Genomic DNA, 14,904 nt, shown 5'->3' on the forward strand with positions numbered 1-14,904 from the left:
GCGGGGTTCGTGGGTGTGGGTCAGCAGTGGGATTCGGCGGTGGCCTTGAGGTCCTTCAGCCAGGCTTCGAGACCCCAGCCGAGGAATTTGGTCGCGGTGGGCACGTTGGCCTCGACCTGGGCGCCGGACCAGTTCTCTTCGGTGCGGACGAGGACGCCGCCCTTGACCTCGGTGAAGTTCCAGACGTGGATGCCGTTGTCGATGCTCAGGCCCTCGCCGACCGCGGGACCGCTCCAGCGGATGCATTTCCCGCGCTGGATCTGGTGCACGGTCGAGGTGATCGACAGCGTGGTCGCGGGGGTCGTGGCGGTGGGCGGCACCGGGGTGGTCCAGCGGAACCGGGAGTTCTTCCGGAGCGGGCCCCAGTCCAGGCGCTTGGTGGTCAGGACCGGCTCCTGCCAGGACGGCCAGCGCTCGACGTCCGTCTGCAGCCGCCAGATCTTGTTCAGCGGAGCCTTGATCATGGTCTCGGTTCGGTAGTGGATCGGGGCCTTCGTGTCGATGGTCTTGCCCTGGCACGACAGCGGGGCCGGGGCGGCGGCGGTGGCGGCCTGGGCCGGCGTGACGGCGCCGCCCAGCAGACCGATGGCCAGCGGGAGAGCGAGCACGGCGGCACGGGCGGCGGTGCGGTGGCGGGTCTTGGGGGCGGGCTGGGTGTCCGTCATGGTTCTTCTCCTTGTCCGGGGCGGCCGGTTAGTGCCGCTCGTGATAATTAGAAGCTATAACCAAGATAGAGTGAGTGTCAATAGGAAAAGTGATAACCTCTAACTAAATACGGCGGCGGGCCCGGAAGGAGCAGTCGATGGACACGGACGCGAAGACCTCGCGTGAGCGCTACCGGGCTCAGGTGTGCGCGGAGATCAAGCAGTACGCGTGGGAGCAACTCGCCACCACGGGCGTGTCCGCGTTGTCCCTCAACGCGATCGCCAAGCATGTGGGCATGAGTGGCCCCGCGCTGTACCGGTACTTCGCCAGCCGCGACGACTTGATCACGGACCTCATCCGCGATGCCTACCGAAGTCTCGCCGACGCCGTCCAAGCCGCCGCGGAGTCAGGCGGCGCGGCCGAAGTCGCCTACGGCATAAGGGCTTGGGCGCTGGCGGCCCCTCAGCGATACCTGTTCGTCTACGGCACGCCCATCCCCGGCTACCGCGCGCCCGACGACACCACGAAGATCTCGAACGAGATCATGGACGTGCTGCTCGACGTCCATGACGCGTGCACCGTGGGTGGGCGGGCGACGCCGTTCGAGGTCCATCTCGACGACCATCGTGACTGGGTGGGTGGCAAACCGGTGTCGTCCGCGGTGCTCCGTCGTGCCCTGATTTTTTGGACCCGGATCCACGGTGTCCTGTCCCTCGAACTCGCCGGGCACTTCGCGGGCATGGGGTTCGATCCCGCCGTGCTCTTCGCGGCCGAACTGGAAGACCTCTTGGCTGGAGGGCTTCGGGTTGCGTGACTCTTGGCGGGTCTCGTACGGGATGCCTGGGTGGCCGATGGATAGGTTGATGACGGCGCAGCCGTCGCATCGTCGTCGGGCGAGGCAGATGAGGGCGGCTTCATGGTCCTTGCCTTCGTCGCGTTTGCGCTGGTAGTGAGCGCAGCTGGTGGGGTCGGGCAAGGCCGCGAAGGCGGCGAGGAAGCACGTGCGTTCGAGTCGGCGGTTGCCGGTCCTTCTTGCTGGCTTTTGATCAAAAGCCAGCAAGAAGGAAATGAGACTTCGGGTCTCGTGCGGGCATGCCGAGGGGCTCGTCGCCGTGTGGCTGGCGGGCTCTTCGGGTCAGGTCAGGGTGTTGCGTCGGGTTTTTCGCAGTGGATCCAGGTATTGGGGCGGGATGAATTCGGGTAGTCCGTCGGGGGCTATGCGGACTTCCCAGTCGCCGTGGTGGATCAGGCGGTGATGAAAACCGCAGAGCAGTGTGAGGTTGGTGGGTCCGCCGTCTGCCCAATGGTGAATGTGGTGGGCGTGACAGTTTTTGGGTTTGCGGTGGCATCCTGGGAAGGTGCATCCGCGGTCTCGGATGTTGAGTGCTCGGCGTTGGCCTGGGGTGACGAACCGCCTGAGGCGCCCCCTGTCGAGGGGTTCGCTTGCGGCGTTGAGGACCACGGGGAGCATGAGGCAGTCGCAGGCGGCCATGCGGCTTCGCGGGCGGTCATTTCGCCGACGAAGTCGAGGCAGGCGGTTCCGAGTCCGGTTTTGAGTTCCTCGAGGCCGATGGTGATGTGGAGGAGGGTGCGGTAGCCGTTGGTGCCGGGCTGATCGGAGCAGGCGACCGCCAAATCCACCAGGTCGACCCATGCGTCACCCTGGCGTTCGGCTTTGGAACGCAGATCCACCTGGCCGAACTCGTCCACCGGGCGGGGTTTGGCGTAAGCCTCCAGTGCCGCCGCGGTCCGGGCACCTGCCTCGTCATCGAGGAGGCCTTTCAGTGTCCAGAAGCCGTCCTTGCGGCGTTCCAGCGTGAGTTCGCGGCGGGGTTGGGCGGGTTCGGGATCCTTGGGTTCGTTGCCGTCGGGGTCGAGTCAGGCGAGTAGGTTGTCCCCGAGTTTCGAGACCTGCCGGGGACCCGCGTCCCGAGCCAACGTGGCGAAGGTCTTCTCCGCATGCTCCCGATCCTCCACGGCCACCTCGGCCGGGATCCTCCGCAGGATCTCCAGGATCTGCTTGATCCGTTCTTCCCCGATCGCACCCTCGGCTGCCGCGGTAGCGGTGGCCGTACAAGTCCTTAACGCCACGAGATTCGATCTCCGCCAGATACTGGCCCAGACCGGCGGACGCCACCCGCATCACCTGCAGGAACTGCTGCACGCCGCGGGCAAGCTCCAGCTTGCCGGCACGTCACAGTTCTTGCGGCAGTTCAGGGAGGGTCTCGGACACCCCACCATAATACCGCAATCCTGTCGAACAGGTGTTCGTAATTTTACGTTACCGCGAAACGGCACATTTACCACTGAAGAGTGGTTCGGTCGCTTGACGCGATTACCGTATTTAGTCGACTGGTTGTGCGGCGAGGTTGTTCCGGCAGTGAGGCAACGTCAAGGCTGCATCCCTCGTGGCAACTGGTGCGCGATCGCGGCCGGGTCGCCCGAGATTGATCATCCACAAAGGACGGTTCCGCTGAGTGGGGCACCGTGGCCCACTTTCCCGCCGTACGAGGGTTTTCGACGATCCCTGTGCTAGCTTCCCGGAATGCGCGGAGGATCCAGGGTTCCTTTCGGTCGGACGTTCGCGGTGGCCGCGTCCGTGCTCATGGTCTCGCTGATCGGCACCGGAGCGGTCGCGAACGCGTCCGGCGGGCATCCGCCTCGGCACGGCCGCGAATGTGCGACCCCGTCGATCGACCGGTTGCAGCAATGGCTCGCGTCCGGTGAGGGTGCGACGGTTCCGGCGACCGGCAGTCTGCTCGTCCGTGAGCGCGGCGGTTACGCGGTTAAGGTGGCCTTCCTCAACGTAGAATGGCACGTGGTCGTCGTCTGGCTGGGGAATCGGTTCGAGGCGCAGGCTGATCTTTCAAAATCCGCCGGTTTCTGGATGACCTACAGCGCGACCGACGATCTCTACATCCAGCTGCGCCCGGCCTCGCACTGGAGTGGCGGCGACAAATGGCTCACGAAGGTACCGTCGACCGGTGGGAAGCTCCAGAAGAAGTTCTTCAGCTTCGCGCCCGACGCGTGGACGACGCTGCCAGAGCTGGGTAAGCCCACGTACTCCTTCGCTTCGGCGCTGGCCGAAGCGCGAGGCCTGGTCTTCGTCGGCAAGACGCCGAACAAGCTCGATTTCCGCGGCCTCGCGATCGACCGCTATCGGCCGCCTTGCCTTTGACCGCCGGTTATCCGAACCGGTGAGCACATCGTCCCTTGTAGACGGTTGAAGGCCCGTCGCACGGTGTGACCGATTTGTCCTGTACTGTGAGCATCAGTCGCACCCGCTCGACCGATCCGAGGAGTACCCCTGATGAGCCTGTTCGACTCGCTCAAGGAGAAGGCCGCCGAGTTGCTGGGTGGTGCCGGTGACAAGGTCAGCGAGCTGACCGGCGTCGACCTTTCCGGTGCCGCCGACCAGGCCACTCAGGCCACCGGAGGCCTGGCCGAGACCGGACAGGGCCTCGCCGAGAACGCCACCACCGCTGGTCAGGGCGTCGTCGACTCCGCCACCACCGCTGGTCAGGGCGCCGTCGACTCCGCCACCACCGCTGGTCAAGGCGCCGTCGACTCGGCTACCGCGGCCGGTCAGGGCGCCGTCGACTCCACCGGTGCCTTCGGTGACGCCGCCACTGGGCTGGCCGGCAACGCGATCGACCCGAACGCCCGGGGCTGACCGCCCCCGGTAGCCGGTGTCCGCGAGACTTCGCGGACACCGGCTACCGTCATGCCCACGCGACAGTGGGTAATCAGGCGTATTCTTCGGTCCGATGCCCTTCCTGCCGGAGGCCAAACGCGCACAAAGGAATGCTCACCGGATCGGTGAACAGGTTGTGGTAACCCGGAGGGCACCGGGAATCTCAGGTCGTGATCGTCAACCGGCTGAGGCCGATCGGCCTGTGCGCCGGGGTTGCCCGTGGCCGCGCTCGTACTGCGCCTCTCCGGTGCCGAACGGGGAGCTGGCCCCCGGTTCCCCGTACCGGATCGAACTCGGTTTCCTCGCGATCGTCGCCACAGGCCGCCCGCCCCGTTCCGCCGCGTACCTGGATGGAACGCGGCGGAACGGTCGCAGCGATCGGGTGAGCGGGGCTCAGCCGTTGGCCGCGCTGGTGTTGACCTCTCCATTGACGCCCTTGGGGAAGAAGCCGCCGGAGGTGGCGGCCTTGGGCGTCAGGTAGACGATATTGAGGACCTGGCCGGGGGAGCGGCTGAAAGCGATGCCGTTGGCGTCGGTGGGCACGATGTTCGCCCGGCCGTTCTTGTCGACGACTCCCTGGTCGAGGTCGGTGGTGCCGTCGAGGCTGTCACGCGCGTTGGAAAGCTTGACGCTGGCTTCGCGGAGGTCCCTGCCGAGCAGGCCGAGCCCGAGCAGCCCGCCGGTGTGCTGGTAGAGCGCGGTGCGGATGTTCGCGGCGTGGTATGCCTCGACGGCGAGGATCCCGGCCGCGGCTTCGAGGTAGGTCTTGTTGCTGATCAGCGGCGCGGCGCCCTTGTAGGCGGTGACGCCGACGTCCTCGAACAGGTACGCCGCCAGCAGGAAGTTCTCCTCGCAGGCGAACGCGTCGAAGCTCTGACCTCGTTTGACCAGGCCCGCGGCTTGCGCGGCGGCCGTGAAGCTGGCCTGCAGATCGATCGCCGGACGGCTGACCGCCGCCGAACCCAGCGCGGAGCGCAGGAACTCGACGTGCGCCTTCTCGTCGCCCGCGATCTCCTGGGCGTACTGTTTCGCGGCCTTCGTTTTGAACTTCACCGCCCGGCCGCCGGTGACCCCGCCGCGGGTACCGGTCCCGGTGGTCGACGAGTCGGCGAGCCCCTTCCCGGTGACCGCGTGCAGGTAGAACTCGGCTTCGAGGTATTCGAGGTTGAGGGCGAAGTTGAGTACCGCGCCGTCACTGACGCCCTCGGCTTCGGCGGTTTTCACGGCGGCCGGGCGCGAGGTGACGGCGGAGGCCGCCGGACCGGCCAGACCACTGAGAGCCCCCGCCCCGACGACGCCGAGACCGGTCACCCCCGCGGCCCGCAAGAAACGGCGGCGGTCCTGTGCGTTCTCCACACTGCGGTTGATCATCGAAGCGGCGTAGCGCTTGCCAAACACGGGCGATCTCCTTCCCGCCCGGGGTGGCTCCGCACATCACCGGGCGATTCCCGAGCACCGCGGTGTCACCGCGACGCGGGGGCTGGATCTTCGTGGACCGACCATTTCGAGGCAGCTCGGCGATCGGATTGGTCACGGCCCGGAAAAGGATGCCGACCTGGGACAGTTCGGCGCTACCCTTGCGGAAACTGACTTCATCTGCGGGGGAGCGGACATGGTCGGAATCTGGATAGGGCTCGGCGTACTCGTCCTGGTGATCGGCATCGCCGTGCTCACCGATCTGCGCGACCGGGGGCGAGGCGGAACCCGCAAGTTCATGCTGCCGAGCTGGGCCTCGCGGCGGGCGGACTACACGGAGAACGACCTGGTCCACGGGCGCTGGGTGGAAAAGTCGCCGCGTGAACAGGACGAAGAACTCCGGCGCCGGTACAAGGCCGTCGACGAGTAAACCGTCCGAAGTGGATGGTCAGGCGGCGGGCCTGCTCCATCGCCAAGCGGCGTGCAGGGCGGCGATCAGGGCCTCGTCGTCGTCGAAGGTCGGTTCGTCGCCGATCGGCACCCAGGTCCGGTCTACGACTTCGCCATCGTGATGGCGGACCACGGCGATACCGGAATACGACAGCGCCGAGTGCCCGGCGGCCACCTGCCTGGACTCCCAGCGCAGCTGGACAACGCGCTCAGCGCTCATCGACCACAACTTTCCGTACTTGCGTACTGAGTAAGTCGTCTGTCGGGCCCCGAGCGTTTCACCCTGTGTGGCCGCCGGTGAGTTCTCCGGAAAGCTTGCCGTGCAGGGTGGCGCTGTGCTCGTCGAGACCGATGATCTCGACGGTCTTGCCCCGAGCCCGGTACTTGCCGGTCACAGCGTCGAGCGCGGCGACGGTGGAGGCGTCCCAGATGCGGGCGCCGGTGAGATCGATGACGACGGAGTCCGGGTCGTTCACGTAGTCGAACCGGTGGACGAGGTCGTTGCTGGAGGCGAAGAACAATCCGCCGGTGACCGCGTAGACGACCTGCGAGCCGTCCGGGTCGGTGACCGCGGTGACCTCGACCTGGTGCGCGACGCGGCGCGCGAAGATGACCATCGCGACGATCGAGCCGAGGACGACACCGATGGCGAGGTTGTCGGTGGCCACGACGACCGCCACGGTCACGACCATGACGATGATCTCGCCCGCGGGCAGGCGCTTCAGCGTCGCCGGGGCGATCGAGTGCCAGTCGAAGGTGCCGAAGGCGACGAGCACCATCACCGCGACGAGCGCCGCCATCGGGATCCTGGACACCAGTGGGCCGAAGACGATGCACAGGACCATGAGGAAGGCCCCGGCCAGGAACGTGGACAGCCGCGTTCGGGCACCGGCGGTCTTCACGTTGATCATCGTCTGGCCGATCATCGCGCAGCCGCCCATGCCGCCGAAGATGCCGGTGACGACATTCGCGACACCCTGGCCGATCGCCTCGCGGGTCTTGTTCGAACGGGTGTCGGTGATGTCGTCGACCAGTTTCGCCGTCATCAACGATTCCATCAGCCCCACCAGTGCGAAGGCGAGCGCGTACGGGGCGAGCAGGGCGAACGTACCCATGGTGAACGGGACGTCCGGCAGTCCCGGCACCGGCAGGGAGGACGGCAGCGCGCCCTTGTCGCCCACGGTCGGGACCGCGATCCCGGCGCCGATGGTCAGCGCGGTGAGCGCGACGATCGATACCAAGGGCGCCGGGACCACCTTGGTGAAGCGGGGGAACAGCACCATCAGCACCAGGCCGGCGGCGAACAGCGGATAGACCGGCCACGGCACGTCGATGAGTTCGGGCACCTGCGCGAGGAAGATCAGGATGGCGAGCGCGTTGACGAAGCCGACCATGACGCTGCGCGGGACGAACCGCATCAGCTTGGCCACGCCGAGGGAACCGAGCGCGATCTGGAACAGCCCGCCGAGGATCACGGTGGCGATCAAATGCCCGAGGCCGTGTTCGCGGGCGATCGGAGCGACCACGAGCGCGATCGCGCCGGTGGCGGCGGAGATCATCGCGGGCCTGCCGCCGACGACCGAGATCACCACGGCCATCGTGAACGACGCGAACAATCCGACGCTCGGGTCGACGCCCGCGATGATCGAGAACGAGATCGCCTCCGGGATCAGCGCCATGGCCACCACGAGTCCACCCAGGATCTCGATGCGGGCGACCTTCGGCGAAAGCCAGGAAGGCCTGGACGGCCGCATGCGGGACAACGACAGCGAAGACGATGAGGGCACGCGGCAACCTGACGTGATCGGAGTGGGATGCGAGAAGTCAGGTTAGGCCCGCGCGTGCGGGTGCGAACAGCCGCCTCCCCGGTGGTGAGGTCTGGGTCACGATCAGGGATTTCCCTTCACACTGCGGATTCCGCTCAGGATTCGGTTCTTTTCTTGGGTTTCGGAGGAGGAATGGTCTTGCGGCAAGGCGGTGACCCCGATCACGGAAACCTCTTGGATCGTGGGAAACTGAGGTATCGACACGGTCCGTTTCCGAACAAGAGGGGTGGAGATGCGCGACCTTGACGAGTTCGAAGACGGCCTGATCGACCAATTCCGGAATCACCCGGCGCTGCGCGGCGTCACCGATCTCCCGCAGGAGGAGCTGCAGAACGTCCTGCTGCAGCGGCGGTTCCTGTCGCTGGCGTGCACCATGGTTTACGACCTGGCGATCGACCTGCTCACTGACGAGCGGTCCATCCGGATCGCCCGCGTCATCATCCGTGAGAAGTACCCGGACAACACCTCTCCCGGCAGCACACCTTCGCACCGCGAGGACATGATGGCCGACATCCTCGCGCTCGGCGTCCCCCGCGAAACGCTGGTGCGGTCCAGGAAGTCGCTGGCCACGTCGGCCTGCGTCGACACCACCATGGAACTGATCGCCACCGCCGGCGACTCGGGGCACGCCGACGTCGAACTGCTGACGATCCTGCGACTCTGGGGCGAGGTGCTGGCCTCCGTCGAGTACGGCGAACTGTGGCGCCGGATCGGCCCGGTGCTCGGCGACAAGTCCGTCTTCTACTATCCGCGCCACATGCACGACGCGACGTCCCACCCGCTCGCCGCCGCGTCGCCGCTTTCGGACCGGCTGGGGTTGCGGCTCGTGCAGCTGATCGACTCGCGTGAGGCCAGGGAGCGGTTCCACGAAACCGAACAGGCGGTTTTCGCGGTCAAGATGGCGTTCTACGACCAGTTCCTGCCTCAGACCGTGCTCGCAGGTCCGTGAAGGACTCCTTGAGGGACTCTGGGTCTCTTGAAGTTCCCCTCACTCGCTGGTGAACGTCCCAGCAGTCCCAGCAGTCCCATCAGTCACAAGGGTGGTGGGTGAAGGCCGCTTCGCAGTGGGTGAAGGCCTCCTTCGTTGTGTCTGGCGGAGTGAAGGGGCCTTCGTGTTCTTCATGCGGCTGATGCCGTCGTCCATCTGAAGTCCGTGGAGGACTCCTTGAGGGACTCTGGGTCTCTTGAAGTTCCCCTCACTCGCTGGTGAACGTCCCAGCAGTCCCAGCAGCACCATCAGTCACAACGACACGCCTCCCCAGTACGTGAAGGCTTCCTTCCTACCTTGAGGAAAGGCAAGGGAGGCCTTCACTACGTCGCGACCAGGCGTGGGGGCGGATCGCCACACCTCGCCACGCGAAGGGCGCTTTCCCCGCATGCCACGCGGGGAAAGTCCCCTTCAGCGCGTGAGACGCGAGACCTAGCCGATGAGACCGGCGAACCGCCCCAGCGTCTCCTCGCGTCCCAGCGCCTGCGTGATGGAGTGCAGGTCCGGGCTCCGGGTCGAGCCGGTGATCGCGATCCGGATGATCTGCGAAGCCTCCCGGATGGAACCCGGGTAGCGCTCGGGGTCCTTCTTGAGCTCCTTGGCGTTCTTCGCGAAGCCGTGCTTCGCGGCCACGTCGCGGATCTGCTGGAACCACTCCTGGCCGTCGTCGAGTTGCTGGTAGTTCTCGACGAAGTCGCGCGCCACGGCCTGGACGACGTCGCGGTCGACGCCGAGGGCGGCGATGCGCTCGTCGCCGGGGCTCTCGACGGCGGCGTGCAGCTGCGGGAAGAAGAAGCCGTAGACGGCGCGGAACTCGCTCCACTTCTTCAGGTCCTTGCGCGGGTTCTCGGCCCCGTCACGCTCGACGGCCAGCGCCCGGAGAGCGAGGTCGGGCTCGGCGTCGAGGACGGTCCGCAGCGCGGGGTCGAACCGCTCGGCCCAGGTACTGACCTCTTTGAGGATCTCGGCGCCGGGCAACGTGGCGATGTGGTCGGCCGAGATGTCGTCGAGTTTGACCAGGTCGACCAGCGGGCCGGCGACGCCGCATTCGTCCAGGTTGATCGGCTCGGTCAGGGCCTGCTCGAGCGGCATCTCGGCGAGACGGCCGTTGGCGAGGCCGCGCAGGTAGTAGAGGACGGCCTTCGTGGGGTAGCCGGACTCGATGTAGAAGTCGACGCTCGCTTCCGGGTCCTTGCGCTTCGACAGCTTGCGCTTGCTGCCGCCTTCCTGCTTCATCAGCGGCGCGATATGCGCGTACGTGATCGGCTCGAAGGCGAGTGCGTCGAACAGCTGCTGGTGCGTCGGCACCGACGAGATCCACTCGTCGCCGCGGATGACCAGGTTGACGCGCATCAGGTGATCGTCGACGGCGTGCGCGAAGTGGTAGGTCGGCAGCCGCGGGCTCTGGTCGGAGCTCTTGAGGATGACGACGTCGTTGCGGTTGGCCTCGGCTTCGAGCGGGCCGCGGATGGCGTCGGTGAACCTGGCGCGGGCGCCGGTGTCGTCCGGCGCGCGGAACCGCACGACGTACGGGTCGCCGGCGTCGAGCTTGGCCTGGACGTCGGCGGGGTCGGCGTCACGCCAGATCGCCCAGGAGCCGTAGTAGCCGGTGGGCAGCTTCGTGGCCTGCTGCCGGGTGGTGATCGCCGCCAGTTCGTCCTTGGTGGCGAAGTCGAGGTACGCGCGGCCGAGGCGGAGCAAATGACGGACGTAGGTCAGGTAGATCTGCTCGCGCTCGGACTGCTGGTACGGGCCGTAGTCGCCGCCGCGGTGGATGTCCTCGTCGGAGGCGAGACCGAAGTAGGCGAAGCCGCGCTCGAACTGGTCGATGGCCCCTTCGACCTCGCGGGACCGGTCGGTGTCCTCGACCCGGACCAGATAGCGGCCGCCGCTGCGGCGGGCGACGTCCTGGTCGATGGTGGCGACGTAGACCCCGCCGATATGGACGAATCCGGTGGGCGACGGGCCGAAGCGGGTGACCATGGCGCCCTCGGGGAGGTCGCGGGCGGGGTAACGCTGTTCCCAGTGCTCGGGTTCGGGCAGGTCGGCGGGGAAGAGGGCGTCGATGACTGCTCGGTCCAGCATGGCGGTTCAGATCTCCCGGCGTCGTGGTGCATGGCTGTTTTCGCCACCGAAGAGCCTAACCGTCCGGCCTCCCGGCCTGGTGGGGGTGGGTCCTGAAGCGGGAGGAAGCCGAATCGAGACGTGCTTTTCCGTCGGTGCAACCCGGTAAAATGGGCCTCGCCGGACATTCGGGGAGGAAATCGGTGACCACCGATAGATCACTTCGTGAAGAACCCCAGCTCACCATCCGACCAAAGCCTTCGGCGTTCTTTTTGCGCCGCCGTTTCCTGCGCAGTTTCGGGCCCGCGCTGGCCCTCGCCGTGAGCGGCCTGATCGTGCTGCTCCTGACCGGGACGGTCGTGGTGCCCTTTCAGCAGACACTGGTCCTGCGCGGCAAGATGGGCTCCAAATCGGATCTCTTCGAGGACGCGAAGATCCAGGAGATCCTGATGCGCCGTCACATCCGGGTCCACGTGACCAGGGCGGGCTCACGGGACGCCGCCACCCACGACCTCAGCGAGTACGACTTCGTGTTCATGTCCGGCGAGCCCGCCGCGGGCCTCGTCCGGCGGTCAAGGGCGAACCAGTGGACGGGCAGCGCGCGGCAGCCGTTCACCAGTCCGATCGTCCTCGCCACGTACCGCCGCTACGCCGAAACACTGGCGCGCAAGGAGATCGCTTTCAAACCGCCGGGGCAGGACCCGCTCTACTACACGCTGGACACCGAGAAGTTCATCCAGGCGATGAGGAGGAAGGCGACCTGGGACTCGCTGGGCGTCGGCGACTTCGGCGCGGCGAACGGGAACCAGGTGCTGGCCCAGACCTCGAACATCTGCGACTCCAATTCCGGTGCGACGTACCTGGTTCTCCTGGCGTTCCTCGAAAACGGCCGCCATGTCCCGGTCGTCGATCCGCAACGGGCCGGTGCGCCCGCCGGGCCGCCGAACCTGTCGAGCGCCAAGGAATTGGCAGGCCGGGTCAAGCCGCTCGTGGCCGCGCAAGGCTTCCCGTCGACCGACCTGTCGGAGTCCTACGCGAATCTGGCGGAGGGTGACAGACCGATCGTCGTCATCTACGAGCACCAGTACCTCGCCATGCAGTTGCGGGCCAAGGCGCAGAGCGGGCGGCCGGACCTTGACCGCGTCCTGCTGTACCCCAAGGACAACATCCTGACGAAGCCGCAGTTCCTCGCCCTGAAGCCGGCAGCGGAACGCTTGGGCGAACTGATCACCTTCGATCCCGATCTGCAGCGCCGCGCGATGGAGCTCGGGTTCGGTGTCGCGACCCCGGCCGGCAGTACGAAAAGCGCGCGGTTGTACGACTTCCTGCGCGAACAGGGGTTGCCGACCCCGGACATCGCGGACAACGACAGCACCACGCCATTACCGGACAACCTGGTGCTGGAAGAGATGATCAAGACCGTCGGGGACTGCTCATGAAGCGATTCCTGATGGTCCTGTGCTGCCTGCTGCTGGTGGCGGGCGCGTGTACGAGCGGTGGACAGAAGGTGAAGCTGCGCGTCCTGGCCAGTCCCGAACTCGCCGATCTCGGGCCGATCCTCGACGACCTCCGCGGGGAAACGGGAATCGACCTGGAGATGGATTTCCAGGGAACCGTCAACACGAGTACCGCCCTCATCCCCGGCAGGGCCACGCACGATCTCGCCTGGATCTCCACCGACCGGTTCTTCCAGCTCGACTTCAGGCGGGCCGCGGACAAGGGCGAACGGCCACTGGCCACCAAGACCATGATCTCGCCGGTCGTCGTCGGAATGACGTCGGCGAAGGCGGCGGAACTCCGCCGCGGCAAACCGGACGGCAAACTGTCCTGGGCGGACCTCGCGGACGCCGCCGCGAGCGGTTCGTTCCGGTTCGCGATGGCGAACCCCGCCACGGCGACCAGCGGGCTCATTTCTCTCGTCGGGGTGGCGACCGCGGCCGCGGGCACCGGGGCGGCTCTGCGGCTGGAGGACGTGAAGTGCGACAAACTGCAGGGTTTCCGCACTGGGCACACGATCACCGCGGACACGTCGGCCGCGTTGACCGATCGGTTCGCCGAGCGCCAGGAAGTCGACGCGATCATCGGCTACGAGTCCACTTTGCTCAGCCTGAACGGCAGCGGCAGGCTCAAGGCGCCGCTGGAACTGGTGTACCCGCGCGATGGCATCGTGCAGGCGGAATACCCGATCCTCCTGCTCGACCCGGCCAAACGGGAGGTGTACGACAAGGTCGTCTCATGGGTCAGAAGTCCGGCGACACAGAAGAAATTGATGGAAAGAACCCTCCGGCGGCCGGTCATCGGTGAAGTGGGGCTCGATCCGAGGTTGCCCGCCTCGACCGGGAACTCACTGTACTTCCCCGACGACCCGGCCGTGGTGGACGAACTGCTCGCCGACTACGCCGATCCCGCGAGCTGGAAACCCGGGCGGGTGATTTTCGTGCTGGATTTCTCCGGTTCGATGAAGGGGGCGCGGATCGCCGCGCTCAGGGCGACCTTCGCGGGGCTGAGCAATTCCGGTGGCGGCTTCGATCGCTTCTACCGTGGCGAACGGCTCACGGTCCTCCGTTTCGGCGGGAGAATACTTGGGGACCGGGATTTCACGATCAACGGGCCGCGGGATCTCGACGCACTGCGGGCCTTCATCGCCACCGACGACTTCGACGGCGACACCGCCGTCTGGTCGGCGCTCGGTGAGGCCTACGCGAAGGCCGGCGCCCATCGCCGGGCCGAACCCGGCCAGAACGTCTCGATCGTGCTGATGACCGACGGAGAGAGCAACGCCGGCCAGGGTATCGAAGATTTCCTTCGCACACCAAAGGAATCCGGCGTGCCCACGTACACCATCCGGTTCGGCGAGGCGAATCCCGCCGAACTCGGCCGTGCGGCCGTGGCCACTGGTGGCCGCCTGGTCGACGCGAACTCGACATCCCTGCTCGACGCGTTCAAGGAGATCCGTGGCTGCCGATAATCTGTGGTGGGACGTCTGGGGAATGTGGCTGGCCGTCTGGGTGCTGACCCTGGTCGCCTTCGTCGTCGCGATCGTGATCCTCGTGAAGCACTGGCGCCGCACGCGGTCCGACGGCGATCAGGGGATGATCCGGGGTATCGGCTTCTACCTGCACTCGAAATCCGTGATGGGCCTCTACCAGTTGCACCGCTACAACGAGGCGCTGGAGCAGGAAGTGGAGAAACGGCGGAGCCGGGGCTGGCGGTTCTGGGGATCGGGCGGATTCGGTCTGCTCAGAGGAGAATCGGAACGCACCGACACCAACGAGGAGTTCCGGCGCTACATCCACAAGGCCGAACCGATCACCGTGATCGGCATCGTGATGAAGGTGCTGGAGAAACACCACGACATCATCTACGTCGACCTGTCGGAACAGGAACTCGTCCATAATCGCGCGCTGGTCAAGGAACTCGGCTGGTCCGATGGTGCCGAGAGCACCCGCCAGCTCAAGACACGGCTGCGTGGCGTCGAAGCGTTCGTCTCGGTGAAGGGCCTGTTCCGGAAACGATCCCAGTCCGACGGCGAGACGGTTTTCGTCGCCCCGTACGGAAATCCGGACGACCCGGAGAAGAGCAGGCGGATCCGGTTCACCTGCGTGACCGGCGATCTGCGGGACACCGTGCCCGCCGGCGCGTTCCGGGCCCGATGCCTCGGCAAGGTCGAGGACTGGGACCCCGAAAGCGGCGAACTCGTCGTCCATCCCATCGCCATCTTCAAGTAACCCTCCACGGCCGAATGGAGCAGACGAAACCCACACGTCGCCCATGGCGCTTCGCACTGTCGGACGGCGGGGCCGAACCTGCACGATTCCGGT

At 66.5% G+C, this 14,904-nt stretch carries 13 protein-coding genes and 2 pseudogenes; 8 read left to right on the forward strand and 7 right to left on the reverse strand.

Annotated features, from left to right (window positions below):
* Positions 1-20: 20 nt before the first annotated feature.
* Positions 21-665 carry an SRPBCC family protein gene (locus ACM6LU_RS15985; RefSeq protein WP_414938456.1) on the reverse strand — a complete coding sequence of 215 codons (645 nt, stop codon included), beginning with the start codon at positions 663-665 and terminating at the stop codon, positions 21-23.
* Between the two features lie 137 nt (positions 666-802).
* Between ACM6LU_RS15985 and ACM6LU_RS15990 the strand changes: the two genes are divergently transcribed.
* Entirely contained in the window at positions 803-1,459 is a 657-nt protein-coding gene (locus ACM6LU_RS15990; RefSeq protein WP_414938457.1) for a TetR/AcrR family transcriptional regulator, read from the forward strand.
* A 63-nt stretch (positions 1,460-1,522) separates the two neighbouring features.
* Here the strand turns inward: ACM6LU_RS15990 and ACM6LU_RS15995 are convergent.
* Positions 1,523-1,675 (reverse strand): annotated as a pseudogene (locus ACM6LU_RS15995) (IS110 family transposase); the annotation flags it as partial.
* Positions 1,676-1,780: 105 nt separating this feature from the next.
* Positions 1,781-2,827: pseudogene (locus ACM6LU_RS16000) on the reverse strand (DUF222 domain-containing protein).
* A gap of 363 nt (positions 2,828-3,190) precedes the next feature.
* Between ACM6LU_RS16000 and ACM6LU_RS16005 the strand changes: the two are divergent.
* Complete coding sequence (locus tag ACM6LU_RS16005) at positions 3,191-3,823, forward strand: hypothetical protein (RefSeq protein WP_414938458.1); 633 nt, start codon at positions 3,191-3,193, stop codon at positions 3,821-3,823.
* A 132-nt stretch (positions 3,824-3,955) separates the two neighbouring features.
* Complete coding sequence (locus ACM6LU_RS16010) at positions 3,956-4,318, forward strand: hypothetical protein (protein WP_414938459.1); 363 nt, start codon at positions 3,956-3,958, stop codon at positions 4,316-4,318.
* 414 nt (positions 4,319-4,732) lie between these two features.
* On the opposite strand, the gene ACM6LU_RS16015 is transcribed toward ACM6LU_RS16010, so the two are convergent.
* The gene (locus ACM6LU_RS16015) at positions 4,733-5,737 is read right to left on the reverse strand and encodes a ferritin-like domain-containing protein (RefSeq protein ID WP_414938460.1); all 1,005 of its coding nucleotides are present in this window, start codon (positions 5,735-5,737) and stop codon (positions 4,733-4,735) included.
* 214 nt (positions 5,738-5,951) lie between these two features.
* Here ACM6LU_RS16015 and ACM6LU_RS16020 point away from each other — a divergent pair, with 214 nt between their 5' ends.
* The gene (locus ACM6LU_RS16020; RefSeq protein WP_414938461.1) at positions 5,952-6,185 is read left to right on the forward strand and encodes a hypothetical protein; all 234 of its coding nucleotides are present in this window, start codon (positions 5,952-5,954) and stop codon (positions 6,183-6,185) included.
* Positions 6,186-6,203: 18 nt separating this feature from the next.
* Here the strand turns inward: ACM6LU_RS16020 and ACM6LU_RS16025 are convergent, their stop codons facing one another.
* Both ACM6LU_RS16025 and ACM6LU_RS16030 read right to left on the reverse strand, forming a co-directional pair.
* The gene (locus ACM6LU_RS16025; protein ID WP_414938462.1) at positions 6,204-6,425 is read right to left on the reverse strand and encodes a hypothetical protein; all 222 of its coding nucleotides are present in this window, start codon (positions 6,423-6,425) and stop codon (positions 6,204-6,206) included.
* Between the two features lie 58 nt (positions 6,426-6,483).
* A complete protein-coding gene (locus tag ACM6LU_RS16030; protein WP_414938585.1) occupies positions 6,484-7,959 on the reverse strand; it encodes a SulP family inorganic anion transporter in 1,476 nt (491 codons plus the stop codon).
* Between the two features lie 304 nt (positions 7,960-8,263).
* On the opposite strand from ACM6LU_RS16030, the gene ACM6LU_RS16035 reads away from it, so the two are divergent.
* Entirely contained in the window at positions 8,264-8,980 is a 717-nt protein-coding gene (locus ACM6LU_RS16035; RefSeq protein ID WP_414938463.1) for a hypothetical protein, read from the forward strand.
* Positions 8,981-9,451: 471 nt separating this feature from the next.
* On the opposite strand, the gene ACM6LU_RS16040 is transcribed toward ACM6LU_RS16035, so the two are convergent.
* Positions 9,452-11,104, reverse strand: a complete 1,653-nt coding sequence (locus tag ACM6LU_RS16040) for a glutamate--tRNA ligase (protein WP_414938464.1) — start codon at positions 11,102-11,104, stop codon at positions 9,452-9,454.
* Between the two features lie 182 nt (positions 11,105-11,286).
* On the opposite strand from ACM6LU_RS16040, the gene ACM6LU_RS16045 reads away from it, so the two are divergent.
* From ACM6LU_RS16045 to ACM6LU_RS16055, 3 genes are read left to right on the forward strand one after another with little or no spacing between them, the layout of a single operon-like run.
* On the forward strand, positions 11,287-12,522 hold the full coding sequence (locus tag ACM6LU_RS16045; protein WP_414938465.1) for a hypothetical protein: 1,236 nt from the start codon (positions 11,287-11,289) through the stop codon (positions 12,520-12,522).
* Positions 12,519-14,051 (forward strand): substrate-binding and vWA domain-containing protein, encoded by a 1,533-nt coding sequence (locus ACM6LU_RS16050; protein WP_414938466.1) that lies wholly within the window; start codon positions 12,519-12,521, stop codon positions 14,049-14,051. Before ACM6LU_RS16045 ends, ACM6LU_RS16050 begins: the two co-directional genes overlap by 4 nt.
* The gene (locus ACM6LU_RS16055; protein WP_414938467.1) at positions 14,038-14,811 is read left to right on the forward strand and encodes a hypothetical protein; all 774 of its coding nucleotides are present in this window, start codon (positions 14,038-14,040) and stop codon (positions 14,809-14,811) included. Before ACM6LU_RS16050 ends, ACM6LU_RS16055 begins: the two co-directional genes overlap by 14 nt.
* Positions 14,812-14,904: the final 93 nt, after the last annotated feature.

Origin of the sequence: Amycolatopsis sp. cmx-11-51 (assembly GCF_047608665.1) — a bacterium.
Taxonomy (GTDB): Bacteria; Actinomycetota; Actinomycetes; order Mycobacteriales; family Pseudonocardiaceae; genus Amycolatopsis.

What these genes read in the sequence shown, in the direction of transcription:
- ACM6LU_RS15990 (WP_414938457.1), top strand. Translation starts at nt 803, where the DNA reads ATGGACACGGACGCGAAGACCTCGCGTGAGCGCTACCGGGCTCAGGTG.
- ACM6LU_RS16020 (WP_414938461.1), top strand. Translation starts at nt 5,952, where the DNA reads ATGGTCGGAATCTGGATAGGGCTCGGCGTACTCGTCCTGGTGATCGGC.
- ACM6LU_RS16025 (WP_414938462.1), bottom strand. Translation starts at nt 6,425, where the DNA reads ATGAGCGCTGAGCGCGTTGTCCAGCTGCGCTGGGAGTCCAGGCAGGTG.
- ACM6LU_RS16050 (WP_414938466.1), top strand. Translation starts at nt 12,519, where the DNA reads ATGAAGCGATTCCTGATGGTCCTGTGCTGCCTGCTGCTGGTGGCGGGC.
- ACM6LU_RS16010 (WP_414938459.1), top strand. Translation starts at nt 3,956, where the DNA reads ATGAGCCTGTTCGACTCGCTCAAGGAGAAGGCCGCCGAGTTGCTGGGT.
- ACM6LU_RS16030 (WP_414938585.1), bottom strand. Translation starts at nt 7,959, where the DNA reads ATGCGGCCGTCCAGGCCTTCCTGGCTTTCGCCGAAGGTCGCCCGCATC.
- ACM6LU_RS15985 (WP_414938456.1), bottom strand. Translation starts at nt 665, where the DNA reads ATGACGGACACCCAGCCCGCCCCCAAGACCCGCCACCGCACCGCCGCC.
- ACM6LU_RS16035 (WP_414938463.1), top strand. Translation starts at nt 8,264, where the DNA reads ATGCGCGACCTTGACGAGTTCGAAGACGGCCTGATCGACCAATTCCGG.
- ACM6LU_RS16005 (WP_414938458.1), top strand. Translation starts at nt 3,191, where the DNA reads ATGCGCGGAGGATCCAGGGTTCCTTTCGGTCGGACGTTCGCGGTGGCC.
- ACM6LU_RS16040 (WP_414938464.1), bottom strand. Translation starts at nt 11,104, where the DNA reads ATGCTGGACCGAGCAGTCATCGACGCCCTCTTCCCCGCCGACCTGCCC.